The organism is Proteiniphilum sp. (assembly GCF_034927365.1).
Taxonomy (GTDB): Bacteria; Bacteroidota; Bacteroidia; order Bacteroidales; family Dysgonomonadaceae; genus Proteiniphilum.
Genome location: NZ_JAYFQD010000016.1, coordinates 31,943 through 57,580, shown reverse-complemented (window position 1 = coordinate 57,580; position 25,638 = coordinate 31,943). Strand labels below are relative to the sequence as shown.

Sequence of the window (25,638 nt, the reverse complement as noted above, 5' to 3'; positions counted from 1 at the left end):
ACTTCAACGGCTTCGAAGTGAATGATGAAAAGGGAATCAGGTGAAAATCCTGAACAGACCCGCTGCTGTAAGCTCCGCTTACGTGCCGGACAAATACCACAATTGCCACTGTTCCGATAAACCGGGATGGGAAGGCGTCCAGCACGGGAGTAAGTCAGAAGACCTGCCGAAATTCCAAAAATGTTTTATAGCTTTCGGGGAATAAAGCTGACTACATCAAGAGGAATTATTTTTATATCCGTTTCCAGATCATTTTTATATACCGGAAGGATATGCCTCTTTAGGTGCGCATTCCCCTTACCGATTCTATCATTATCATTACCCCATTCGATGGATAAACTTCGTCGGATATGGAATAAGCCATGATAGTAAAAATATAAAAATAATTTAGATATGGAAAATAACTACTATTCCGTAAAACAGGTCTATATCCTGCTTACTTTTGTGTTATCTCTATTCTTATTTGGAGGATGTTCTGATAAAGAGGATGCATTATCTATTCTTCCTCCGCAGATATCGGGCTTAGAAGATGAATATACCATACTCGAGGGCACGGAATTGGAGTTGTCGCCTCTCGTTACCAATAGCAATGAGACTGTATATACCTGGTTATTGGATGGTAAAGAGGTATCTGCCACATTGAAATATACTTTTCGTCCCTCTTCTCCCGGAATCTGTCGGTTGAAATTTAAGGCAAAGAATGAGGGAGGTGAAGCAATAAAGGAGATAACCGTATCGGTAGTGGCAAAAGGTGAACCACCTGTCATTTCACGCCTTGAAGAAAAATATAATATCACCGTGGAAACCGAATTAGAATTATTCCCGGTTGTAACTAGCGATAAGGAGGTAACCTATTCATGGATATTGGATGAAAAGGAGGTTGCCACAACTCCCAAATATCTGTTTAATCCTTCTTCGGCCGGAAAATACACTTTGTTATTAAAAGTGACCAATCAGGGAGGTACCACCGAAAAAACGGTTTCTATTCTTGTAAGTTCGAAACCCAGAACCGAACAGGCAGAAACCTACACCATTCTTTCTCTCGAAGCGCCAGATTATATAGGTGAAGAGATGGAAATCACATGGAAGGTAGTTAAATCACCCACCGAACTCTATCGCCTCTCATACACCGATAATAAAGGCTCTTTATTTGTCACTACCAAAGAAGGAGAGTACGATCTGATCGTTTCAGACGGGGAGATTGAAAGTGAAATCAAGGTTGTAGTGAAAAAGAAAACAGGAAAGCTGAGTGCCTATATTGCTAAAGTCTTCGATTACCTTCCCGCCCCTGGTCAGTTTGTAAATAAGCTCCCTGATTATCAGGAAGGAGATACCCAAGAAGATATGGTAAGGAAAGCCAATGAATGGTTAGTAGGTGAAGATGCATGGATGATTACTCTTGGAGGATGGGGTGGCTATGTGACCGTCGGTTTCGACCATACCATCGTGAATGTTCCCGGTAAACGGGATTTTAGGATCAACGGAAATGCTTTCGGGGCGGCAATAGGACGTCCCAACGCTCCTTTCGGCGGCAGTTGTGAACCGGGTATCGTGATGGTAGCCTATGACAAAAATAAGAATAGCAAGCCGGATGACGACGAGTGGTATGAAATCAAGGGAAGCAGTAATTTTTCAGCTGAAAAAGAACCCTGGTATGGTTTTGCCTGGGAAAACGGTAATGATACGAGAGTTTTCCGTGATTACCAGATGACCTACTATAAACCGGAAAAAGAAGCACCGGAAATAGCAGGACAGCCGGATAACCCGCTTGCCTTTGTTGCCATTCAGAATTATATCCGTTGGGAAGATAATAAAAATAACAGTGGATACAAAGTAAAGAACGTCTATCACCAACAAACTTACTATCCGGCCTGGATAAAGGAAAATAAACTGACATTTAAAGGAATACGCCTGCCGGAAAATGGGATCAATGAGGGAGAATTTGTGCCCGGCATCAACGAGGGAAATATCTATTTCGTCCTTTATGGTTTCAGGTACGGCTATGTGGATAACCATCCCAATGTACAGGATGGTTCAGCGATTGATATCGATTGGGCCATTGATAAAGAAGGTAATAAGGCAGACCTTCCCGGTATCGATTTCATAAAGATATACAATGGGGTGAATCAGGAAAACGGATGGTTAGGCGAGTCCTCTACCGAAGTGGAACGGGGTGAGGATCTGCACATGTTAGGAAAAAATATAGGAACAATTAAAGAGTAATTATATTTCTAAAAAATTAAAAATCAACAAAAATGAAAAAAGTAGTACATTATTTATTGGTAACACTGCTCAGTATTGGTGTTTTCAGTTGTGCTGACGAGTATGATGATAGCTTCCTGAAGGAAGAGATCGAGAATATTAAAAAAGATCTGGCTTCACTGAAAACCCAGGTGACATCTATACAAACACTTGTGGATGCGTTGAATAAGGGGAAAGTGATTACGAATATAGAAAAGAGTGACAAAGGACATAAGATCACTTTCAACGATGGCGCTTCGATAGAGGTTCTCAACGGTGAAAAAGCGCCGGTCATAGGAGTTCAGGAATCGGAAAGCGTCTATTACTGGACTATTACCACCGATGGGAAAACAGATTTCTTATTGGATAAAGAAGGCAAAAAGCTACCGGTATCAGGGAAAGAGGGAATAGATGGAGATCCAGGAAAAACACCACAGATGGCAATTGATGCTGATGGATACTGGACCGTCGATGGTATACGGATAAAAGATGCAAACGGTGACCTGGTGGAAGCAAAAGGCGACTCATTCTTTAAAGAAGTCAAAGAAGATGACAATACTGTCACGTTCGTCCTGGCAGATGGATCGACCATCATCATCCCCAAATCGGAAGGAACATTTATCGCATTTGAAAAAACGATAGTCATTTTCAATCCGGGACAAACTCAACAATTGAGATTTAATTATGCCAATGTGCAATCGTTGGAAATTATTTCACAACCGGCAGGATGGGCAACCAATATCCACCAACCCCAAAAATATGTCAACGTGGTTGCTCCGGCTAACGGCTATGGACTGGGTGAAATCAAACTGCAAGGGATAGACAAAAACGGGTTGACTTACGTTACCATTGTAAAAGTAGGTATTGCCGGTAAAGGGTATTCTGCTACAGGAGGAATCTTTATCCTCAACGAAGGAAATATGACCACTGAAAACGCTTCACTGATTTATATCACTCCAGACGAACAGGTACTTGAGAATGTATATAAGGCTGCCAATGGAACCCAATTGGGAAATGTCGGACAAGACCTGTTTATCCATAATAACAAGATTTACATCATTACCCAAAATGGCAAGACAAATCCCCTGGGTAGCGTATTTGAAAACGACGGGATGTTGGTGGTAGCCAATGCAGAAACATTAAAAAAGGAAGCTGCATATACCGATGAGCTTTCAAACTTATCCTGGCCTTCTCATATTGCAGTATTGGACGAAACCAATATCTTTATCCGCGATAATGCCGGCATTTATCGTTTTAATTCCGTTACCAAAGAATTACAATTGATTTCCGGCACGAAAGGCGCCATAAAGAATAGAATGGCAGTGGCAGACGGAAAAGTGTTTTTCTATGTCGGCAAGAATTTGTCGGTAATCGAAAAAGGTGCCGATGCTGTAAGCTACTCCATCGAAATGAGTGGAACCATCAGAGGTATTGAAAAATCAAAGGACGGCCATCTTTGGGTAGCCACTTCCGACAAGAAAATATCCAAGGTCAACAGTGTAGATTATTCAATCATTAAGACAAATGATCTCACGGTCGGAAATGTAGGTAACAGCTTTTTTGCTACGCCGGGGATTACGTCGAAAGGTGATACGTTGTATTACGGTACAGGCAATATGGCCATCTACCGTCATATCTTCAGCACGGGAGAAAGTAAGGAAATGATCAATGCCGTTACCGTTAAATCATTGGTGCCGGATGCCGGCATGGAGTATAACGGTATTGGAGTACATCCTGAAACTGGGAAAGTCTATATGAATACAATAAAAGGATATGGCTGGGATTTCACCATCAGCAACATAAGTATATTCGATTTCGACGATGAGGATGCAGAATCGGTATTGTATGACAATTACCGCAATCATACTCGTTTTCCGGCAGGTTTCTTCTTCCCGGCCAATTTTAAATAATGATTCAATAACAATTCACAATAACAGTATGGCTCTCCTTCGGGGAGAGTCGTACTGTTTGATCTTAATGATATAATTTTGTTCTATTCAAAAGAATAGACAATCTTACGAGGTTTTATGCCAAATTTTTGTTTTATATATACGCTCGCGACGAGTATACTCCTGCTTACTGCCGGAAATATTTATGCTCAGGATTTACCGAAAGATTCGGCCGCGATGGCTTTTGATCTCGACGAGTTTGTGGTTTATGGTAGTCCTTTGATGAGAGAGGTGATCCCGGTACAGAAATTGTCGGGCGAACAACTCAAAAACCTGAGCGCTTTCTCTGTAGCAGACGCTATCCGTTATTTCTCGGGTGTACAACTCAAGGATTATGGCGGTATTGGCGGACTCAAAACAGTAAATGTAAGAAGTATGGGTACCCATCATGTGGGTGTGTTCTACGACGGTATCCAGTTGGGCAATGCACAGAATGGCCAGATCGATTTAGGGAAGTTTTCACTGGAAAATATCGAAGAGGTATCGCTTTACAACGGCCAGAAGAGCAATATCTTTCAACCCGGAAAAGACTTCGGTTCATCTGCCACGGTCTACCTGCGCTCACGCACGCCACGCTTTGGCGAAGGCAAAAATTATAACCTGAGAACGACCGTGAAAGGAGGTTCGTTCAATCTGGTCAACCCTTCCCTACTCTATGAATACAAAATCAACGATAACCTGAGTGTATCCATCAACGGCGAATATATCAAATCGTCAGGAAAATACAAATATCGCTATAAACGGGTCTTTCCCAATACCCGTGAGGTAATGTACGACACTACTGCCGTGCGCGAAAACGGTGATATCTACTCCACCCGTTGGGAAGCAGGCCTGTCCGGCACCATTCCCAAAGGTTACTGGAGGGTAAAGAGCTATTTTTACGATTCCGAAAGGGGGATACCCGGTGCCATCGTGAACAACAAGTGGAAGAACTCCCAACGGCAATGGGACCGCAGTTTTTTCACACAGGGAGTTTTCCAGAAAACGCTGACACCCAAATATGATATACTGATCAACGCCAAATATGCTTACGACCACATGCGTTATCTGAATCCGGATACCACGCTGATGCTGATCGACAACACGTTCGACCAAAAGGAAGCCTATATCTCTGCTGCCAACAGATATAGTATCACTAATAAATGGGACGCCGTACTGTCGACAGATTTTCAATACAATACGCTGACATCCGATTTGGCAGGATTCGTCTTCCCCAAACGACTTACTTCGCTGGTCGCCCTGGCAAGCGCCACCGACCTTGGTAAAGTGAAAATACAGGGAAGTATCCTGGCCACGTTTGTACGCGAACGGATCAACTCGGGCAATACCGCTGCCGATGAGGGAGCAAAGGCGGCTCCCGACAAGAAGGAATTCACGCCGGCTTTCTTCCTGTCATACAAACCGTTCAAAACCCAGAATTTCAATCTACGTGCTTTCTACAAGCATATTTTCAGGATGCCGACCTTCAACGACCTCTATTATACCGATATCGGCAATATCAACCTGAAACCCGAATATACCTATCAATACAACGTGGGATTCCAATACGAGAAAGATTACTCGTACAAATTTATAAAGCAATGGCACCTGCAGGCCGATGCCTACTATAACGAGGTGACCGACAAAATCGTGGCTGTACCCAAAGGGAGTGGCCAATACCGCTGGATGATGATGAACCTCGGTTATGTGGAGATAAGGGGTGTGGACATGGCCGCATCAATACTCTCGGAGCCGGTGAAGGATTTGATGCTCAATATCAGGCTGACCTATACCTACCAGAAGGCGCAGGACTTCACGCCGCGCCCGGGTGAGATACTGAAGAGAAGTACCTGGGGCGGGCAAATATATTATATCCCCTGGCACAACGGCTCCTTGATTGCCAGCATCGATTACAAAAACTGGCTACTCAATTACAGCTTCATCTACGTGGGTGAACGTTATCACTCTCCGGCCAATATTCCGGCAGAATATGAACAGCCTTGGTACACCAACGATATGACCATTACACGGAAACTGAAGTACAAGTCCGTGAACCTTCGGCTGAGTGCTGAAATCAACAATATCTTCAGCCAGGACTATGATGTGGTACTCAACTACCCGATGCCGAAACGGAATTATAAACTTGCACTAACGGTTGAATTATGAGGAGGAAGAAGTTAGAAGCTGGAATTTTTTTGGGTATAAGAGGCTTTGCCGTTACTCTCTCGCTGCTTCTCCTATTATTCTCCGGTTGTCGTGGCGATGTGGAGATGATTCTCTCGGAAGACATCGCGGTGGGCAATCCCGAGATTATTAAAGGATACAAGGGTTTCTACCTGCTCAACGAAGGAAATATGGGTAGCAACAAGGCGACCCTCGATTATTATAACTTCGCCACGGGGATATACACGAAAAATATTTATGCCGAAAGAAACCCGCATGTACCCAAGGAGATGGGAGACGTGGGCAATGATATCGGTATCTACGGTGGAAAGCTCTATGCTGTCATCAACGTCTCCAATAAGGTGGAAGTGATGGATGTGGAAACGACAAAACGGATTGGTCAGATTGAAATCCCCAACTGCCGTTTTATCAAGTTTCACCAAGGATATGCCTATGTCACTTCGTATGCCGGACCGGTAGTCATCGACCCCAATTATGAACAAAAGGGATTCGTGGCAAAAATCAATACCGCCACGCTGAAGGAGGTCGACCGCTGCATAGTGGGCTTCCAACCCGACGAACTTGAGATTGTAGGCGGAAAGATATATGTGGCCAATTCGGGAGGATATATGGGTGCAGGGGACACGAAGGGTTACGAACGTACCGTCTCGGTAATCGATATCGTCTCGTTCAAGGAGGAGAAGCGTATAGACGTGGCCTATAACCTGGAACGTATCAAGGCCGACAGCCGGGGTAACCTGTGGGTGAGCTCCCGTGGCGACTACAAAGGCCTTCCCGCACGACTCTTCTTCATCGATAGTGAAAAAGGAATGGTGACCGATACCATTCCCATCGCTGCGACCAACTACTGGATAGACGACAACTTGCTGTATGTCTATGGTACCGAATGGAGTTACATCACCAATAGCTGGGAGATTTCCTACAGCATCGTGGATACACGTACCCGGAAGATCATTACCCGTAACATCATTACCGACGGTACCGACAAGGAGATCGAGAAACCCTATGGCATCATGGTACATCCCGAGACAAAGGATATCTTTATCACCGATGCCGGCAACTATGTCACTCCAGGGGCACTTTATTGCTACGACAAGAATGGTAAACGAAAATGGGGTGTACAGGCCGGGAACATCCCGGGGCACTTTGCGTTGCATCCGATTTATGATTGATTTCTTTAGATACAAGAGCCAAGAACCAGGATGTAAGACAGGAGATAGAATAGACGTGAGAAAGAATACTAAAATGAGGCGTATGGAATGGAAAATATTTTTAATCATACTTTTGCTGGCCACTATTTTTGCCTGCAATCCGAACGATGACCCGATCAATGATATTGCCCCGGAGGACAAAGAGGAAAATATTGTGCAATTAAAATTGTCTGGCTCCGACAAAGAAATAAATATATTTGACATAACGATATTTAAGGTACGGCCGGATAAATCTGCAACCCTTCTGGATATAATGGATTCTTGCGATTCCATTGTGTGGTATATATCTGATCTTCAGGGAAGTTTTAATATTTATCAACCTAATTCTTTCATATTCCAATGGGGGCACAATTTCTTCCTGCCGGGAGAATATAAAACTTATCTATTGGCTTATAAAGACAAGAAGGTCGTCTATGGGGATACGGTATCGATAAATGTGGCCAACAACAAGGATTTTCTTGGATACAACTGGAAAGATATAAAGGGGCCCATAGGATCCAGTACAGGCTACATGGACGTTTTGTCGGACATAGAACTTGCGACATACCAATCTGTTTATAACAATGTTCCTTCCGTTCGATTTTTCGTTTGGAATGACTCCGAAGAAAATAGTGATAAAGTTCTTTCGGGTTATATCAATAAATTGTATGGTACTCCCATGTATAAGAAAGAAGAGGGAGAATCGCTTCTGGATAAATATAATGAACTGTTTAACTATAGAGAAGAGGGAGCAATTCCTGAAATCATCTGGATAACCCCTGCATCCCGTATCGTATTGTTAAAGGTTCCGCACAGGCTTGATTGGCGTGAGTATGAAATTTATGCTGAACCGAATATATAAATTAGATAAACCAACAAGTGAAATTATTTAAGTATACAAGTCTTTCTCTACTCTTTCTTCTTTTATTGAGCAGATGTGCCAAAGAGAATGAAGGAATGGTTCCTCCAATCATTTCCGGTCTGGATTCAGAGTATTTAGTTGCGGTGAACGAAGAGCTGAAATTGATTCCTATAATTACAAATGATAAAGATGTTACCTATTCCTGGATATTCAACCAAAAAGAGGTGGCCAATACAAAAGCATATAGGTTTAAAGCCCCTTCAACGCCAGGCAACTATAACTTGAGACTGAAAGTTACCAATGAAAGAGGGGTTGATGAACAATCTATATCGGTAACGGTAGCTTTTCTCACCAGAATATCCACTGGTATATGCACTCTTTTACAGTTGGACACGTCCGGAAAATTCTCAGGAAAAAATAATATTACGTGGACCGTCCTAAAATCTTTTGACAACTTATACCGTCTTGCATATACCCACACCGAAAAACCTATATTCACTTCTGCACAAACCGGAGAATATATTGTAAAAGCAAGTAAAGCAGAATTGGAGCATCTGTTCTTGATAACAGTGAATGACATGCCTACCCAAACACCTTACATCTCGCAGGTATTTGACTTCCTTCCTGCGCCCGGACAGTTTGTGAATGAACTACCTCGTTATGCTAAAGGTGATACCCACAAAGATATGGTAAGGAAAGCGGGGGAATCCCTGATAGGGAGGGATGCCAATATGGTATCCCTGGGCGGTTGGGGAGGTTATGTGACTTTTGGCTTCGACCATACTATTGTAAACGTACCGGATAGACGAGACTTCAGGATATCAGGCAATGCATTTGCTGCCTCTTCTAATCCTGATCCTAAAGCTTCTTTCGGCGGAAGCTGCGAACCGGGTATTGTCATGGTGGCATATGATAAAAACAAAAATGGAAAACCTGACGAGGACGAATGGTATGAAATAAAGGGAAGCGCCAATTTCACAGTAGAAAAAGAAACATGGTACCCGAAAGCAGTCGACAACAAAAACGATACAAATACAATTCGGGATTATGAGATGACTTATTACAGGCCCAAATTTGAAACTCCCGAGCAAGCCGGGGAAATAGATAATCCGGACAGCTTTGTAACTATCCAAAATTATATACGCTGGACTAATAACAAAGGACAGGAAGGGTATAAGGTTAAGAATGTATATCATTCACAAAGCTATTATCCGGCATGGATAACAGACGACCAGCTTACTTACCGGGGAATCCGTCTGGCTCAGAATGGAATCGATGAAAGTAATTCCGGGAGTTATTATGTCCTTTATGCTTTTGGTTACGGGTATGTGGATAATTATCCCAATACCCATGATAATAGCGGTATAGATATTGACTGGGCAATCGACAAACAAGGTAAGAAGGCTGACTTACCCGGTATTGATTTCGTAAAAGTATATAACGGCATTGACCAGGAAAACGGATGGTTGGGCGAATGCTCTACCGAAGTGGGTCGCGGCGAAGACCTCCATCTCTTAGGAATCAATATTGGGACTATCAATAAGTAAAAATCTATTAATCATAATTTATTAATAACTAACTCAAAATGATGTCAAAAAACAAAATAATCCTTCGTTACAGCGTGATAACGCTGTTGATCCTGCTAGCCGCTTTGAGCCGGCTAATCCCCCACCCTGCCAACTTCGCACCCATAGGCGGGATGGCGCTCTTCGGAGCGGCTTATTATAGTCGCCGTGTGTGGGCATTTGTGATTCCCGTCGTTTCAATGTGGATCAGCGATCTGCTGTTAAACAATGTAATGTATGCCGAATACTTCGACAGCTTCGTATGGTTTTATAGCGGTGCATGGTTCACCTATGGCGCGTTTATCCTGATCGCGCTGATGGGAACATTTACCCTGCAGAAAATAAAGGTGCCGAACCTCTTCTTCTCTGCCTTGGGGGCATCCGTTATCTTCTTTCTGATATCGAACTTCGGCGTATGGTTCTCCGGCACCATGTACCCGAAAGATTTCAGCGGATTGATCGCTTGCTATACAGCCGGAATACCGTTCTTCAAAAATACGGTGATGGGAGATCTGTTCTACACGGCTCTCCTTTTCGGTGCATTCGAACTGAGCGTACGCCGCTTCCCAATACTGAAAAAGGTCGACGCCTGACAGCGAATCTCCCGTTTTATCCTTAAACAGGGATAACACATAAAAACCGGAGAACATATTAAAGTGATACTTTGGCTGTTCTCTGGTTCTGTTTTTGTTATTGTCTTCCATTCGGTCGGGAGTATCGAACACGTTGTCTTCAGGGATCGGTATAATTCAGAGCCCTTTCAATAATAACTGAATAATCGTTTCATTAAGCATATCCTTTGAGCGTATGTTGAATATTATTTTTATTGAAGTACTGACGGATCAACGTACTTTTACCAACACCCAAAAATCCAATGATACCCATAATATCTCCTTAAGTGACTTTCAGGCTGACATTTTTCAGCATAGTGAAAGGCCCTTTTGTCTTATAAAATGTTTTAGAAATACGTCTGATTGAAATCATATCTCTCTCCCTTTTCTTTTTCCCGCATTTCTATTGACAATAGGTGCTACTACCCAATTATAGACATAACACCCCAGGCAAATATTGAAAACAGCTTCCAGTATCGCACAAGCAATTAATATTCCTCCTGTGACATAGACTGCTGCCAGATAGTGGTAGTAAAGGAATATCGCAATACTCAATGAAAACACTAATCCCAGGCCAGCCGCAAATCTTTTGGGTGGAGCAAAAATAGGTTTCGGCGTTAACCCAAATGCCCTCGTTAATCCTTTGGCGATTATAGCCAGTGGTGAAGGTATACGTGTAAAAGCCCTCAAAGCAAAATCGGCGGCTAAAAAGAGCGCCGGCCATATCCAACCTGTCACTAATGTGAACAATGTGAGAAAAATCACCTGTGCGGCAACAAGCCTCACAACTTTTTCATTTACATGATTTTTGGAAGTAATCTTTTTATTCATACGATTTTATATTAATATATTCTTTAATCACCCATTAATATTGAAATTGAAACTATAGAGCCAATTTTTGGACAAACAAGCAACACTTACTCTCCGCTGCTTCAGACAGTTTATCTCCCCTTAGATTTTTTCAATAATTCAAAGACGTCAACAGAGCAAAGAAAACTTTTATCCTCATTTGATTAATTTTTTATAATCTATTACTTTAAACTTATTCTACCATTCAATATCATTAGCTTCATCTCCTTTAATTCAGACAACGGGGACAGGTATGTTCTTTTCTCCCTCCTTCTTATCTGAGTATTTTGTCAGGATCAAAGATAAAGCACCGTCACTCGTGATATTGTGGGTCGTACCGAAACTATCCAATAAAGCGAAGATAGTTATCATCAGGGCAATCCCCTCTTCACCTATTCCCAATACAGCCTGTATTAACCCGAGAGAAGCGAAGAGTGTTCCTCCGGGCAGTCCCGGAGCGGCCACGCCAAAAACAGCAAGAAGCGGGATAAATAGAACTACCCTTTCAATTCCCGGCATTGTTCCGGTTAACAGATAAGATACTGCTAATCCTAAAAAAACGATATCCAAAACAGAACCGGGAAAATGAATATTACCCAATAACGGAATAGAAAAATCCCTTACTTCCGGCTTTAGCACAGGGCTTTTCCGGGTTTCTTCTATGGCCACCCCCAGACTTGCTGCCGACGATTGAGAACCTAAAGCTGTCAACACAACCGGTCCATAATATCTGAGCACATGCCACGGATTCTTCCCCGAATAAATTCCCGCCGAAGTGTACAGAAAGGTAAGCCAGACAATATGGCAAAGAATTGTAATCAGAATAATCAATAGAAAAACAGGTAACCTGGATATTAAATCTCCTTCGTATGCAAAAATAGTAAAATTTGCAGCAATAAAAAATGGCAGAAGTGGTATCAATACTCTTTTAACCATTACAAATACGATATCCTGAAATTCGTACAAAGCATTCTCTATTTTCCGGGAGTTTGTGATGAGTATACCTATCCCTACGAGGAAAGCCAATAAAAGTGCACTCAATACCGGCATCAGAGGCGGAATATCCAAACGGAATATCATTTCCGGAAGCACTTTCGAGGTTTCATTATTCGGAGTAATATTGAGCAATGGTATGGTATTGTAACCAACTAAAGCTGCCAATGTAGAACTACCCACACATGACAAGTAGGACAAAACGAGCGACAAAGACAACAGTTTGGAGGCATTACTCTTTAAACGGGTTATGGCAGGAGTAATAAATCCGAAAACAATCAGGGGGATCAGGAAAAAGATGATCTGTCCCAAAATATATTTTATCGGAAGGACGACGGCAATTGCTCCTTCTGTGGCGAACCGACCTATCACCAATCCGGTAATTACTCCCAGGAATAAACGAAGACTTGTATTTGAAAAAATTCTTTTCATACCATAAATTGGTTATTTTACAGTTAATCTGTGAATGAATGCAGGTATTGCACTGCAAATTGGGTCATTGCTCCCACACCATATTGTAGTGCATCCTCATCGAGATCGAAACGGTCATTGTGATGTTCCGCACCACTTCCCAGATCCTTGTTTCCAATCCCTACAAAAAGAAAAACGGTAGGTGCCAACTGACTATACTTGGCAAATGTTTCCGACGCATACCAGATATAATCCTCACCTGAGATTACCTTATCGGGATAAATCTCTTTTACGGCTTCACGGGTAAATTCAGCCAGGACTGTATCGTTCACTACTGGATCCAGGACAATCCCCATGTTATCATGGAAGATGATAGAACATTGATGCGCCCTCGCTGTGTTTTCACTTACCTCCCGCAGGATGGAGAAGCCCTTTTTACCTTCATTGAGATCGAAGAAACGGATAGTTCCCCCAATAAAAACCGAATTGGGAATTACATTATATATCTCTCCTCCCTGTATTTGCGTAATACCCAATGTAAGGACTTTGGTAATATCCCTCTGATTGTTCCATGCACTTGCAATGCCGGTCAGTATATTGGCGGCCGCAAACACAGGATTGACGGAAAGATCAGGACGGGAAGCATGCCCACCTTTTCCTACAACATCAAATGCTACCGTCCCGGTTCCGGCCATCACCGGGCCTTCCTGAATAAAAAGCTGACCCGTATTTAAGTTCGATTTGAGATGATTTCCATAAATAGCATCAATCTCCAAAGGACGTAAAGCCTCTACCATTGCGTCTATACCCGAGTTAGTCTCTTCACCCTCTTCAAAAATAAATACTATCTTGCCCCTAAGCTGATGTTGCAGGCTGTGAAGAACTTTTGCAGCACCGAGTAAGATAGCCATGTGTCCATCGTGCCCGCAAGCATGCGATACACCTTCATTTTTCGAGATCCATTTCTTCTTTTGATTCAGGTTCAAAGGATTTTCAGCTATAGGCAATGCATCAATATCTGTACGCAACCCGATGGTTTTTCCGGGGCGTTTCGTGTCTAAAACAGCATAAAATCCCGTTCCAGGAATTGTTATCACGGGTAATCCCAATTTAATCATTTCTTCCTGAAGGAAACGGCTTGTTTCAAGTTCTTCACCTGATAATTCCGGGTGCTCGTGTAAATAACCTCTTGTTTGCCTGAGATAACTATCTACTGATCGGACTTGTTCAAGAATAGCTTCCCTGGAAACCGTTTCTTGTCCCGACAATGAAAATATGCAAAAAACATAACCTGACAACAATAATATACCTGATCTTCTTTTTTTTATCATAAATTTATTTTTTATTAAAGGTATTGTGTCCTTCCGGCCATACAGCCAGAAATAAACCCCACTTGTAATCGGGATCAAAATGTGTTCGCCATAACCCGTCGTAAAAATGTTGTAGCGAAATAATGATATAGCCGTCCTGATGATGGTCGGTGGTATCATATGGATCTGCCAATATAAGTACATCATCGGCCGTATAGGGAGTTCCCATCGTATCATAACCAATGATGACCTGCCAATGGCCGCTCCATGTATCGGTACCGACAATCACGGGAATACCCCGTTGAAGGTATTCTTCGAAAAAATTCTCAGTTATCGTTTCCGGACACGGTTCTTGAAAATCATATGTTGACACATAGTCAAAACCTCCTATTCGGTCAAAAATATTGATCATATGCCTCAAATAAGTGGTGTCCTGTCGTGTGCCCCTCAATTGCTGCAGTTGATTCTCGTTATATCCGTTGCGCTTACCGTAATGCTCCAGCACCATAAGAGCGCAAGCCGGGCCACAGGTCACCTCGGAGGCCTGTGGGACTGTTTTGAATCGTTCGATCAAAGTAAGGGTTCCTCCGCTCTTCTCATTGTAAAAATCAACGTGCATGTAATATGGCGAATTCTTTATATCAAAAACTCTTTCATACTTGGCCGCTCCCTCCAGGGTTAATCCGGGATCATGAGGAATTGTCCGTGTGATGCGGACAGGGCCATTACACCCTGTCCACGACATCAGCAAGTAGCAGGTTATAATAACCAACCCCAGTAACGGAACAACCATCTTATTCATACCTATCGAACCTGAATTTTCAAGAAATACCGGCATATTTTTAATATAATATCCTATCAGTTGGCAACCGGGTCACCATAACCCGGATTCTGAGGACGAATTCCCAAGTCTTCAAAGTTGGATCCCTGAGGAATAGGAAAACGATAATTACGCCCCTTTACATTCTCGTATTTACCCCGCAAATGCTTGTGGTATCTTGCAAATACAGCTCCGACCCTATGTTCTATTCCATTTACGGTCACAATATTATCCGGGTCTGCAAATTTCTCATCGTAATATGTATAAGTAGGGACTAAAGTAAGAACAGTAGAAATAAGATTTTTCCAACGGGTAAGATTGAGCCAACGATGTTGTTCATACTGAAACTCATACTCCCACTCATCTTGTACATCTTTGAGTGTGACAGAAGCAATATTATGACTGGTATCTCCAAAAGCTCTTTTTCTAATCTGGTTAATGAGTCTGGTTGCCTCAGCATTGCCTTTACCAAGCTGGACCAACGCTTCAGCTTTGGTAATCAGCACTTCCGCATAGCGAATTTCAATCCTGTCCACATCGTTTGTCAACTGGGTAAGATAAGCGGAATTGGTATAACTCCTGTCAACACCTTTTCCATTACGGGGTAGTGAATAGGGCCACTGATATAGATGTAGGGAATCTGTAACAGGATCTCTTAATTCAGTCAATACGGAGAATGCTTTGCGTGGATCATCATCACTCCACCAATCGTAGGTGTGGACAGGTTGAATATGCGCAGGTTCCTTTTCATTCCATGGATCATGATTTGCACAGTGTGTCTGATGATTGCCTTGCTGGTCGATGCCGTCACCGTCGTGATGGATAGTGAAAATTTGCTCGGGACCTTTGCTCTCATTGGCCCGTCCCCATAAATTACGGAAATCCGGCAGAAGGCTGTAAAGATTACTGTTTATCACTTTGTCGGCATATACAACGGCAGAGTCGAGGAGATCCCGGTTATAGGAAACGGTCGGATCCGTCCTGTTATTCGCAATAGCAGCTACCTGCTGCTGTGTAAGCGGATTATTCCCCCAGGCCAGATAAACGCGGGCTAAAAGTGCGTTTGCCGCACCTTTTGCAGGATTGGTTGGTTTTGTGAGCCCATTTCCCGCCGGTAGTACGGTAGCGGCTTCTTTCAGGTCTTTTACGATTTGTGTATACACATCGTCGATAGAACTACGTCTTTTAGCGTCTCCACCGGTTTCCAGAAGAAGAGGCACCTCTCCCCAAAGTTGTACCAAATAAGAGTAATACAAGGCACGCTGAAATTTAGCCTGGGCAATTGCCTGATCCTTACCTTTCTCACTGATCTGATCAGAATTGTTTATTTTATTAATAGCATCGTTTACAATACCTATTGATTTGTATAATGCATTGAATGTTTTCCGCGGATACAAATTGGTATGTTCGATTTTGATCTGCGCGGCAAAAGTACAATCGTCATCTTCTTTTCCCAGAAAACTTGTATAACCGTCTACCGGGGTATCGATCAGGGAGGTAAAGGTAGAACTGAGTGTTTGATATGGCCTCCATGCAGAATTAATCAGAGCAAGTGCTGCATTATCATCTATGTTCTCGCCTTCAATGATATTTCCTCCCTGTTTATCATCACATGCCGCAAAACCCAATACGAGGATTACAGCTAAAATAACATGAATAAAATAATTCTTTTTCATTTTTTCTAAATTTTAATTGTTCGTAAATAATACTGTTTAGTTGTATTTATTAATAAATATTCAGTCCAAAACCAACGGAGAATGTCCTTGCCGAAGGATATGCCCCAACATCAATTCCGTTAGCTACCTCAGGGTCATAACCTTTGTAAGCTGTTATAGTAAAGAGATTTTCCGCAGAAAGGAATATCCTGACACCCGCCCGTAAATTCTTTACTTTCGGTATATTATATCCGATGGTGAGATTCTTCATCCGAAAATATGAAGCGTCTTCCACGTGCCGGTTATCGATGAATTTCATTTGATATCCTGCAGAAATACGGGGTATTTCATTTGAAGGATTATCGGGAGTCCAGGCATCGAGAAGAGCCGCGGATAAGTTGTAGCTTGAAGTGGCACGTTCAAGGTTCCGGCGAAGAGAATTGACCACTTCATTGCCTTGTGAACCCTGGAAGGATGCAAAAAAATCGAAATTGCGATAAATAAGAGAAGATGACAATCCGTAAATAAAGTCAGGATGAATACTTCCGAGAATAACCCGGTCATTCAAATCAATACTTCCATCCTTTTGAATATCGACAAATTTGACATCACCAGGTTGCGGAGTTGATCCATTGACTAATGGCAATTGTGAGATATCTTCACCAGATTGCACAATTCCATCGAAAATAAATCCGTAGAACGATCCGAAAGACTCTCCAACTTTCAATATCTGTTCGCTGTATTGTCCTGACAAGATACGGTCATCATCTCCCAGGGCGGTTACCGCATTGATATTCCGGGCAATATTGGCAGAGATATCCCATCTCAGTTTTCCCTTGTCAATTAAAATGGCATTCACGCCAAATTCAACTCCTTTATTTTGGACATTCCCAATATTTACCATTTGTTTATCTACTCCGGAACCAAGTGGTGCAGGCTTCTCAAGTAACAAGTTATAAGTATTCTTATGATACAGGTCGAGAGAGAAATTAAGATGATCCTCCATTAATCCTCCGTCAAGCCCGAGATTATATTGAGTTGTCGTTTCCCATGTGAGATCAGGATTACCCAAATTATCCATTTGGTATACGGTTTGTCCGTTATACTTCTGTGCCCTGAAAATTTGAGCGAACAAATAGTCTCCTATTTCGGTATTCCCGACCCCGCCTGCAGATAGACGTAATTTTAAAGTACTGAACAAAGACTGTTCCTGAAGAAATTTCTCCTTATCGATGTTCCAGGAAACCCCTATGGAAGGGAAATACCCCCAACGTTTTCCGGGTGCAAAACGATCCGAATAATCGGCACGGAAAGTGGCTGTCAGATTATATTTTTCCTGTAGAGTATAATTCAATCTTGTAATAATAGAATGCAGTTGGGATGCAAAAATTCCGTTTAGTGTCGGAGTTTGCACCTGACCGTCACCCAGGTTGTTGTGTTTCAGGGTTTCATTGGTAAAATGACTGGCCCGGTTTATCAAATAGTTTTCATGTACATGCTGATATGTATAGCCTCCAAGAAAATTAATAAAATGGCTGTCATTGAACTGCCTGGAATAATCAATTGTTGCATCGGCTTGCCATATCTCATGCTGTTTCTTACCGATAGACCCGACCCCCACTTCATTAAGGCCGAGAGCTGATGTAGATGGCGCGAAAAAGTTTTGAGTAATGGAACTCTGGTCTGTGGACAAATTAAGTTTTGCCACAAGACCGTTACGGATTGTATAAAGAGCATATACATTCGCCAAAATCGAATTGTTAATAGATTCGGCTACGCTATTGTTCAAATCGGAAACGGGATTTGCCTGTCGTCCGTTCAGTGAAAAGTGAGAGCTTTCCCATGGATTCAAGTAATTGTAACTCCCATCTGCATTATAAATTGGAACTGTTGGCGGCATGAATAAGGCATAGGTCAGCGAGTTTGTTATGCCGTCTCCGAAAGGTGAAGAGTTGTAATTTACCTCCTTCGAAGTTGTCAGGCTGTTCTGGTTACTTTTACCGAACGTGGTACTTGTTCCTATAGTCAGGTTTTGGTATATATCGCGGTCGATTTTTATATGTATATTGTAGCGACGGAATCCGGAGTTAATAATGATTCCGGACTGGTCAATAAAATTGCCGGAGAGCAGATACCTTGTTTTCTCATCTCCGCCACTTACCGAAATATCGTGATTTTGTCTGAATCCTGTTTGCAAAACAGCATCCTGCCAATCATAACCATGTCCGATTTGGGCAAGTTGTTCCCCGGTAATATTTCCTTTATTCCCAAAATAATCTATTTGCACTCTTGCCCATTGTGTCGCATCCATAAGACGTAAATGCCTGGAGGGTATACTCCATCCGGTCGTCAGCGTATAGTTGATAATATTCTTATCCCGACGTCCTTTTTTTGTCGTAACAATGATTACTCCATTTGCACCGCGTGAACCAAAGATAGCAGTGGCCGACACATCTTTCAAAACTGAGATTGATTCAATGGTTGCCGGATTTATAGCAGCCAGAGGATTTATACTGCTCTCTACCGCCACTTCACCTCCTCCTGCACCTGCATTTGTTGAACGAGGATAGACAATAATCCCGTCGATCACATACAAGGGGTCGTTACTTGCATTAATAGAATTTCCACCACGGATACGTATACTTGACGCAGCTCCCGGTTGACCGGAACTTTGTGTAACATTCACACCTGCAACGGCACCACCCAGCAATGCGTCGAGGGAGGGAGCTGTATTGTATTCAAGATATTGTTTTGATACTGAACCTACAGCCCCGGTCAACTCCCTCCTTCTCTGTGTTCCGTAACCAATAACTACTACTTCATCGAGATTCTCGGCAGTTTCCATCAATACTACTCGAATCTCCTTTCCCGCTTCATAAACATCAGTATCTACCTCCTCATACCCTAAGAAACTTACAGTGAGGGTTGCCGGTAGAGTGTTTTCTAAGGTTAAATGAAATTTTCCATCAATTCCTGTCACAACACCCACGGTAGTAGATTTCACCACAACCGTAGCCCCGATAACCGGGAGATTATCCTTATCCACCACCATTCCGTCAAGAATAACCTGCCCATGAACGCAGCAAGCCAATAATAACCCAATAAAAGAAACGGAAACACGTTTACTCTTTTTCATCCTGTTTTTTATCAATTATTTGTTCAAACCTAAATTCAATCTAAAAAAAAACTCCACCGAAAGCCGTTCGGTGGAGTTTTTACATACCTGCTGTTTTACTCTTGCTATTCCACACGACGGCGCCTGCGCGTTCTGCACATACACATACACATGACCATAGATATACCATCTCCTGTTACCGCGTTAGATGCGGAAGAGATCATCGTAGAATAGTGAATATTTCTTCTTGTTGACATTTGCAATATAAAAAAATCGGATATACTTAAATATAAAAAAGCCCTCCCGATATGTATCGGAAGGGCTTCTATATTCTATTATTTACCAAATATCTTAGCTTATCCGACACATCATTGCTCGAACATCATACACATAGGGCAACACATTGCTCCAAATGCATTAAAGTTCCTGTTGATATGTCGAATAGAAATATGATTCATTTTAACCTGAAATTTTACAAAAGTTCATCCTTTTAAAGGAGGATTTGCAAAAGTAGCATGAATTTATAGTAACTTCAAAATGAAAAACAATCTTTTAACTTTAATTATGTAATTACGCCTATAAATTTTTAAGATCAATCATATTTAATAAATTGATGGCCGAAATCAAAGAAGAAAAAGAATGAATGTCTATAATTTTTTATACTTTTATACGGTCTGTTGGTATATGTCCACTCAAAAAGTAATACAATGGAAAAAAATTGCCCCCGCTGCGGAAATAAATTTGAATGTAGGCCTAATGATATTTTCTCGTGCGAATGCGCCGATATCTATATTCCGCCTAACCTGGCATTCCAGATCGATTCTATGTATAGCGAATGTATTTGCACTAAATGTTTGAGAGAAATGATAAAAGAGTTTCATCAATCGAGAACTGAAGGGAACAAACAAGCAAAAAACCAAAATACTGTCACAGAATAATAATTTTTATAACCAAAACAATATTGCGGTTGCGAATTCAGTATAAGGAGATAATTGAACCTTTTAATCCCTATTCCATTTCAACTAAATATGATTATATTTACCCTTAATACCTGAAGCAAAAGACAATCCCCTTTTACAAGCTGGAATTATAATCTTGAAAAATTTGTATTATAATTTACAAAAAGGAAAACTTTTTGATTTAAAATAAGATTAAAGTTTTCCATTTATATAAACTTCATCAATATATCATAGAAAATAAATTACTTTTTATGGTACCAATTTTATTTTTTTATTCGATATTTGTTGGACATTTTGGTGTTCCGGATGGGAGACCTCTCAATCGGAATGAAAAGGGAATCAGGTGTAAGTCCTGAACAGATCCCGCTGCTGTAAACTCATTCAAGTGTTTTTGCAATTCTTTTTGCCACTTTTATCTATCTGTAAAGGGAAGGCTGCCGAAACAGAGTAAGTCAGAAGACCTGCCAAAATGGGAAATAAATTTTCTTTCGGGTGTACAAAGAAAATGTTTATTGTGGAAATTTCGGATAATTCTATTGGATATTTATTTATCAAACGCATGACAGGATATGTCATGTATATATAGACTATTTAATAACATATAAAGCAGATCAAAATGAGAAAAATTGTCAAATTTGAAAAAGAAGATTGCAATCCGTGCGTTATGGTATCGCGATTCCTTGAAGATAAAAACATTGCATTTGAAGTAGTCAATCCGTTTAATAGCCCTGAATTGGCGATGAAGCATAAAGTGCGATCGGTTCCCACCACTATCCTGATCGACGGGAGCGAAGAATTGGTGCGTATTATAGGCTACGACCCGGAGAAACTCAATACAATGGTAGCGCAACTATGACAATCTATTACGACAGCAGGACGGGCAATGTGGAGCGTTTTGTACGCAAGATAGAAGCTAAAACCGGATGGCAATGCCTGAAGATAGCGGATCATCTGGTCGCATCAACTCCCGGCCACCTGATTACCTATACGACCATGATAGGTCATGTGCCGGAAACCACTGAGCGCTTTATGCAGGAAAACCGCTCCTCTATTCTATCTGTTTCATCGAGCGGAAATATGAACTGGGGTACCAACTTCGGTCTGGCAGCCGACAAGACCTCGGCAAGATATGGAATACCGATACTGCTGAAGTTCGAACTGTCGGGATTGGAACGGGATGTAATTGCCTTTATCGAGAGAGTGAATACTTATCACTTTTAATTCTTCACTCTTAATTTTTAATTTATAAAAAAAAGTCTTGGTTCTTGGCTCTTGAATCTTGATTCTAAAAGAAAAAAAATGAAAGTAAAAAACTGGATATTACTCAACAATCAGGTAATGGTGAAAAAGGACGATGAGTTTCAGTTCGAGAAGGACAAAGAGGCTGTACGTTCCTATTTTCTCGAATATGTGAACAAAAACACCGTCTTCTTTTATACGCTGAAAGAAAAGATAGATTACCTGATCGAAAACAACTATTACGAGAATTTGCTGGAATGGTATTCCTTTGAAGATATCAAACAGGTGTATGATTTGATGTATGAAAAAAAATTCCGTTTCCCCTCTTATATCAGCGCGTTCAAATTCTTCCAGAACTATGCCTTGCGGGACGATAGCGGTGAGAAATTCCTGGAAAGGTACGAAGACCGATTAGCCTGTGCGGCACTCTATCTCGGGCGGGGTGATATAAACCAGGCGATGGAATATGCCGAATTGTTTATCAACCAGGAATACCAACCCGCCACACCCACTTTCCTAAACGCCGGTAAAAAACGATCGGGAGAACTGGTTTCCTGTTTCCTTGACGAAATAGGTGACAGCCTGAACGGGATCGGCTACGCAATCAACTCTTCGATGAAACTTTCCTCTATCGGCGGCGGTGTTTCACTCAACCTCTCCAAGCTGCGCGGACGTTCGGAAGCGATAAAAGGGGTGGAGGGACGTGCCAGCGGCGTATTGCCGGTGATGAAGCTTTTAGAGGATGTCTTCTCCTATGCCAATCAACTGGGACAACGGCCCGGTGCCGGAGCGGTCTACCTGAATGTATTCCACTCCGATATCGAGGAATTCCTCGATTGCAAGAAGATCAACGTGGACGAGAAAGTACGTATCAAATCCCTCTCCATCGGTGTGGTGGTGCCTGACAAGTTTATGGAGCTTGCCGAAAAGGATGAACCGTTCTATGTGTTTTATCCGCATACCGTCTATCAGGCGTACGGACAGTACCTCGACGATATGGATATCAATAAGATGTACACCGAACTGATCGATAACCCCAAAGTAAGGAAGAAAAGGCTCAATGCCCGACTGCTGCTGGTAAAGATCGCACAGACACAAAAAGAGAGCGGATATCCCTATCTTTTCTTCAAGGACAATGCCAACCGCGAGCACGCGCTGAAAGATATCGGTGAAGTGAAATTCTCCAACCTCTGCACCGAGATCATGCAGTTGTCGGAAGTATCGGAGATCAACGATTATTACGAGGAGGATGTGATCCGCCGGGGTATTTCCTGTAATCTAGGGTCGCTGAATATCGTGACCGTAATGGATAACAAACGGATCAAGGAAGCGGTGAAAACTGCCATCAGCTCGCTGACGGTCGTTTCGGATATCTCCAATATCGATATTGTCCCTTCCATCAAAAAGGCCAACGAGGAGCTGCACAGCGTAGGATTGGGAGCGATGAATCTGCACGGGTTGTTTGCCAAGAATTTTATCTCGTACGAAAGTACCGAAGCACTCGACTTCTGCAACGTCTTTTTCATGATGATGAATTTCTACTCGCTGGAGCGTTCCATGGAGATAGCCCGTGAAAAAGGAATTATCTTCAAGGATTTCGATAAATCGGAATATGCCAAAGGAACCTATTTCGATAAGTATACCGAAAAGGATTATCTGCCTAAAACCGATAAGGTGAAAGCGTTGTTTGAAGGAATTGAAATCCCGGGAATCGAAGAGTGGAACAACCTGAAGGAACAGGTGATGCAACACGGCCTGTATCATGCCTACCGGTTGGCAATAGCACCCAACCAATCGACCTCTTACATTATGAGTTCTACCGCTTCGGTAATGCCTGTAGTGGATACGATTGAGGTACGTGAATATGGCGATAGTACATCATTTTATCCGATGCCTTACCTCACCAATGACAATTACTTTTTTTACAAGTCGGCGTATGATATGGACCAGATGAAAGTGATAAGGCTGATCTCGGTGATCCAGCGTCATGTGGACCAGGGTATATCGACCATACTACATACCAAGAGCAGTCATACTACCCGCGATCTGGCACGGTATTATATCTACGCCCATAAAGCGGGATTGAAATCATTGTATTATACGCGGACAAGGAAAACAACAGTTGAAGACTGTATCTCCTGCTCGGTATAACTATCAGTAGTATGTACTCGACCAAATCGTTCGACAAATGATATTTTGTGACCAGTCGGATACATATTCCAAAAGTGTTCACAAAATAAAAACAACAATTATAAAAAACAAGCATAAATCAACGGCCAGCATTAATTAGTAAAGACCCCTTGCATCCTAACAATAGGAATGAAAAGTCTTGTGTCTTGGCTCTTGATTCTTGGCTCTAATATTTATTCATAATGAAACAATTTAAAGCCGTCAACTGGAATACTCCCGAGAATGACTACGTGGAGATGTTCTGGGAACAAAACCTGAAACAGTTCTGGATCGATACCGAATATATCCCCTCGAAAGATATCGACTCCTGGAAATCGCTTTCACCCGAACTGCGTGAAGCCTATAAAAAAGCATTGGGAGGACTGACTCTGCTCGACACCCTGCAGAGCCATACCGGCATGCCCAAAGTGATCGATAATATCGAGGGATTGCAAAACAAGTCGGTACTTTCCTATATGTGTATGATGGAAGCTATCCATGCCAAATCCTATTCGACCATCTTCACCACCGTGGCTTCTACCACCGAGATTGATGCTATTTTCGAATGGGCATCCACTAACGAGCAGCTACAATTCAAAGCTAAAACCATCGACAGCTATTACCGGAAACTCGACAAGGATAATGTATCCCAGGAAGAGATATACATGGCATTGGTCGCTTCGGTGATGCTTGAAACATTCCTCTTCTACAGCGGTTTCTTCCTTCCCTTATGGTTGGCCGGGCAAGGACAGATGGTGGCCAGTTGCGATATCATAAAAAAAATCATCGCCGACGAATCGATCCACGGAGTATTTGTAGGGTTGCTTGCACAGGAGATTTTCAACACTTTCAACGAAAAGAAAAAGGAAAAACTGAAAGCCGAACTACTCTCCCTGATGGATATACTTTATGACAACGAGATGAAGTATACTGATCATGTTTACAGCGATGTAGGCCTCGGAGCCGAAGTAAAGGAATATATCCGGTACAACGGTAACAAGGCGTTGATGAACCTCGGCTTCGAACCGCGTTACGAAATCAATGAAGTGAACCCGATCGTATTGAACGGTCTGAATGTGGAAACAACACAACACGATTTCTTCTCCAAAAAATCGACCAATTACGAAAAGACCCTTGAGGTGGTACATCTTCACGACGATGATTTCAACATGAAAAAAGAATTGGAGATGGAGATTTGATGTTATTCATCTATTTTTCCCTATCTTTGACGCGTAAAAGTTCTTTTTATCATTTCTTCAACCAGTAAGGTGCCCCCTAAAAAGGGATAATAGGGAACCACGTGAAAATCGTGGACTGTCGCGCAACTGTAAGCACGGTCAATGTTTCCGCCTGTTAAATATCCACTGCCCCGACAGATCGGGATGGGAAGGATGGCGGAAATCGTGCAAGTCAGGAGACCTGCCTTAATTCGGATTGACAATGCTTCGCGATAAAAGTATATGGTCAGGCTCATTCGTTTCTCCCTGTGTATAAGGGAAGAAATATCCCTGCTTTACTCCATCCTTTTTATCGGTCG

General features: G+C 42.2%; 18 protein-coding genes and 3 riboswitches. Of the genes, 12 read left to right on the top strand and 6 right to left on the bottom strand.

Translation table 11 applies throughout. The annotated features are described in order from the left end of the window. A riboswitch (cobalamin riboswitch) is annotated at nt 1–186 on the top strand. This riboswitch is flagged as partial in the annotation. Nucleotides 187–393: 207 nt separating this feature from the next. From VB073_RS12290 to VB073_RS12260, 7 genes are all read left to right on the top strand, one after another. Then, entirely contained in the window at nt 394–2,223 is a 1,830-nt protein-coding gene (locus tag VB073_RS12290; RefSeq protein ID WP_323404476.1) for a PKD-like domain-containing protein, read from the top strand. 32 nt (nt 2,224–2,255) lie between these two features. Beyond that, nucleotides 2,256–4,151 (top strand): DUF5074 domain-containing protein, encoded by a 1,896-nt coding sequence (locus VB073_RS12285; protein ID WP_323404475.1) that lies wholly within the window; start codon nt 2,256–2,258, stop codon nt 4,149–4,151. A gap of 117 nt (nt 4,152–4,268) precedes the next feature. After that, nucleotides 4,269–6,335, top strand: coding sequence for a TonB-dependent receptor plug domain-containing protein (locus tag VB073_RS12280; protein WP_323404474.1), 2,067 nt, complete (start codon nt 4,269–4,271; stop codon nt 6,333–6,335). A gap of 104 nt (nt 6,336–6,439) precedes the next feature. Next, nucleotides 6,440–7,525: a YncE family protein gene (locus VB073_RS12275; RefSeq protein ID WP_323404478.1), complete on the top strand. Its 1,086-nt coding sequence runs from the start codon at nt 6,440–6,442 to the stop codon at nt 7,523–7,525. A gap of 82 nt (nt 7,526–7,607) precedes the next feature. Further along, entirely contained in the window at nt 7,608–8,405 is a 798-nt protein-coding gene (locus VB073_RS12270) for a hypothetical protein (protein ID WP_323404473.1), read from the top strand. Between the two features lie 95 nt (nt 8,406–8,500). Next, complete coding sequence (locus tag VB073_RS12265; RefSeq protein WP_323404472.1) at nt 8,501–9,952, top strand: PKD-like domain-containing protein; 1,452 nt, start codon at nt 8,501–8,503, stop codon at nt 9,950–9,952. A gap of 38 nt (nt 9,953–9,990) precedes the next feature. Beyond that, nucleotides 9,991–10,563, top strand: coding sequence for a DUF6580 family putative transport protein (locus VB073_RS12260; RefSeq protein WP_323404471.1), 573 nt, complete (start codon nt 9,991–9,993; stop codon nt 10,561–10,563). 387 nt (nt 10,564–10,950) lie between these two features. On the opposite strand, the gene VB073_RS12255 is transcribed toward VB073_RS12260, so the two are convergent. The 6 genes from VB073_RS12255 to VB073_RS12230 form a co-directional block, all read right to left on the bottom strand. Beyond that, nucleotides 10,951–11,412, bottom strand: coding sequence for a DUF4395 domain-containing protein (locus VB073_RS12255; RefSeq protein WP_323404470.1), 462 nt, complete (start codon nt 11,410–11,412; stop codon nt 10,951–10,953). Between the two features lie 252 nt (nt 11,413–11,664). Next, nucleotides 11,665–12,855 (bottom strand): cation:dicarboxylate symporter family transporter, encoded by a 1,191-nt coding sequence (locus VB073_RS12250; protein WP_323404469.1) that lies wholly within the window; start codon nt 12,853–12,855, stop codon nt 11,665–11,667. A gap of 23 nt (nt 12,856–12,878) precedes the next feature. Next, entirely contained in the window at nt 12,879–14,165 is a 1,287-nt protein-coding gene (locus VB073_RS12245) for an amidohydrolase (protein ID WP_323404468.1), read from the bottom strand. A 4-nt stretch (nt 14,166–14,169) separates the two neighbouring features. Then, nucleotides 14,170–14,982: a C39 family peptidase gene (locus VB073_RS12240; RefSeq protein ID WP_323404467.1), complete on the bottom strand. Its 813-nt coding sequence runs from the start codon at nt 14,980–14,982 to the stop codon at nt 14,170–14,172. A 20-nt stretch (nt 14,983–15,002) separates the two neighbouring features. Next, the gene (locus VB073_RS12235; RefSeq protein WP_323404466.1) at nt 15,003–16,640 is read right to left on the bottom strand and encodes a RagB/SusD family nutrient uptake outer membrane protein; all 1,638 of its coding nucleotides are present in this window, start codon (nt 16,638–16,640) and stop codon (nt 15,003–15,005) included. Between the two features lie 49 nt (nt 16,641–16,689). Beyond that, a complete protein-coding gene (locus tag VB073_RS12230; RefSeq protein WP_323404465.1) occupies nt 16,690–19,755 on the bottom strand; it encodes a TonB-dependent receptor in 3,066 nt (1,021 codons plus the stop codon). Between the two features lie 686 nt (nt 19,756–20,441). Between VB073_RS12230 and VB073_RS17490 the strand changes: the two genes are divergently transcribed. From VB073_RS17490 to nrdF, 5 genes are all read left to right on the top strand, one after another. Continuing rightward, a complete protein-coding gene (locus VB073_RS17490; protein WP_416349542.1) occupies nt 20,442–20,672 on the top strand; it encodes a cysteine-rich CWC family protein in 231 nt (76 codons plus the stop codon). Between the two features lie 299 nt (nt 20,673–20,971). Continuing rightward, nucleotides 20,972–21,177, top strand: a riboswitch (cobalamin riboswitch). Between the two features lie 132 nt (nt 21,178–21,309). Then, nucleotides 21,310–21,549, top strand: a complete 240-nt coding sequence (locus tag VB073_RS12225) for a thioredoxin family protein (RefSeq protein WP_323404464.1) — start codon at nt 21,310–21,312, stop codon at nt 21,547–21,549. Further along, a complete protein-coding gene (gene nrdI / locus VB073_RS12220) occupies nt 21,546–21,914 on the top strand; it encodes a class Ib ribonucleoside-diphosphate reductase assembly flavoprotein NrdI (protein WP_323404463.1) in 369 nt (122 codons plus the stop codon). Before VB073_RS12225 ends, nrdI begins: the two co-directional genes overlap by 4 nt. Nucleotides 21,915–21,992: 78 nt before the next feature. Next, the gene (gene nrdE, locus VB073_RS12215; protein WP_323404462.1) at nt 21,993–24,083 is read left to right on the top strand and encodes a class 1b ribonucleoside-diphosphate reductase subunit alpha; all 2,091 of its coding nucleotides are present in this window, start codon (nt 21,993–21,995) and stop codon (nt 24,081–24,083) included. A 221-nt stretch (nt 24,084–24,304) separates the two neighbouring features. Next, nucleotides 24,305–25,300 carry a class 1b ribonucleoside-diphosphate reductase subunit beta gene (gene nrdF, locus VB073_RS12210; protein WP_323404461.1) on the top strand — a complete coding sequence of 332 codons (996 nt, stop codon included), beginning with the start codon at nt 24,305–24,307 and terminating at the stop codon, nt 25,298–25,300. A 50-nt stretch (nt 25,301–25,350) separates the two neighbouring features. After that, nucleotides 25,351–25,543: riboswitch (cobalamin riboswitch) on the top strand. Nucleotides 25,544–25,638 lie beyond the last annotated feature (95 nt).

What these genes read in the sequence shown, in the direction of transcription:
- VB073_RS12290 (WP_323404476.1), top strand. Translation starts at nt 394, where the DNA reads ATGGAAAATAACTACTATTCCGTAAAACAGGTCTATATCCTGCTTACT.
- VB073_RS12285 (WP_323404475.1), top strand. Translation starts at nt 2,256, where the DNA reads ATGAAAAAAGTAGTACATTATTTATTGGTAACACTGCTCAGTATTGGT.
- VB073_RS12280 (WP_323404474.1), top strand. Translation starts at nt 4,269, where the DNA reads ATGCCAAATTTTTGTTTTATATATACGCTCGCGACGAGTATACTCCTG.
- VB073_RS12275 (WP_323404478.1), top strand. Translation starts at nt 6,440, where the DNA reads ATGATTCTCTCGGAAGACATCGCGGTGGGCAATCCCGAGATTATTAAA.
- VB073_RS12270 (WP_323404473.1), top strand. Translation starts at nt 7,608, where the DNA reads ATGGAATGGAAAATATTTTTAATCATACTTTTGCTGGCCACTATTTTT.
- VB073_RS12265 (WP_323404472.1), top strand. Translation starts at nt 8,501, where the DNA reads ATGGTTCCTCCAATCATTTCCGGTCTGGATTCAGAGTATTTAGTTGCG.
- VB073_RS12260 (WP_323404471.1), top strand. Translation starts at nt 9,991, where the DNA reads ATGATGTCAAAAAACAAAATAATCCTTCGTTACAGCGTGATAACGCTG.
- VB073_RS12255 (WP_323404470.1), bottom strand. Translation starts at nt 11,412, where the DNA reads ATGAATAAAAAGATTACTTCCAAAAATCATGTAAATGAAAAAGTTGTG.
- VB073_RS12250 (WP_323404469.1), bottom strand. Translation starts at nt 12,855, where the DNA reads ATGAAAAGAATTTTTTCAAATACAAGTCTTCGTTTATTCCTGGGAGTA.
- VB073_RS12245 (WP_323404468.1), bottom strand. Translation starts at nt 14,165, where the DNA reads ATGATAAAAAAAAGAAGATCAGGTATATTATTGTTGTCAGGTTATGTT.
- VB073_RS12240 (WP_323404467.1), bottom strand. Translation starts at nt 14,982, where the DNA reads ATGCCGGTATTTCTTGAAAATTCAGGTTCGATAGGTATGAATAAGATG.
- VB073_RS12235 (WP_323404466.1), bottom strand. Translation starts at nt 16,640, where the DNA reads ATGAAAAAGAATTATTTTATTCATGTTATTTTAGCTGTAATCCTCGTA.
- VB073_RS12230 (WP_323404465.1), bottom strand. Translation starts at nt 19,755, where the DNA reads ATGAAAAAGAGTAAACGTGTTTCCGTTTCTTTTATTGGGTTATTATTG.
- VB073_RS17490 (WP_416349542.1), top strand. Translation starts at nt 20,442, where the DNA reads ATGGAAAAAAATTGCCCCCGCTGCGGAAATAAATTTGAATGTAGGCCT.
- VB073_RS12225 (WP_323404464.1), top strand. Translation starts at nt 21,310, where the DNA reads ATGAGAAAAATTGTCAAATTTGAAAAAGAAGATTGCAATCCGTGCGTT.
- nrdI (WP_323404463.1), top strand. Translation starts at nt 21,546, where the DNA reads ATGACAATCTATTACGACAGCAGGACGGGCAATGTGGAGCGTTTTGTA.
- nrdE (WP_323404462.1), top strand. Translation starts at nt 21,993, where the DNA reads ATGAAAGTAAAAAACTGGATATTACTCAACAATCAGGTAATGGTGAAA.
- nrdF (WP_323404461.1), top strand. Translation starts at nt 24,305, where the DNA reads ATGAAACAATTTAAAGCCGTCAACTGGAATACTCCCGAGAATGACTAC.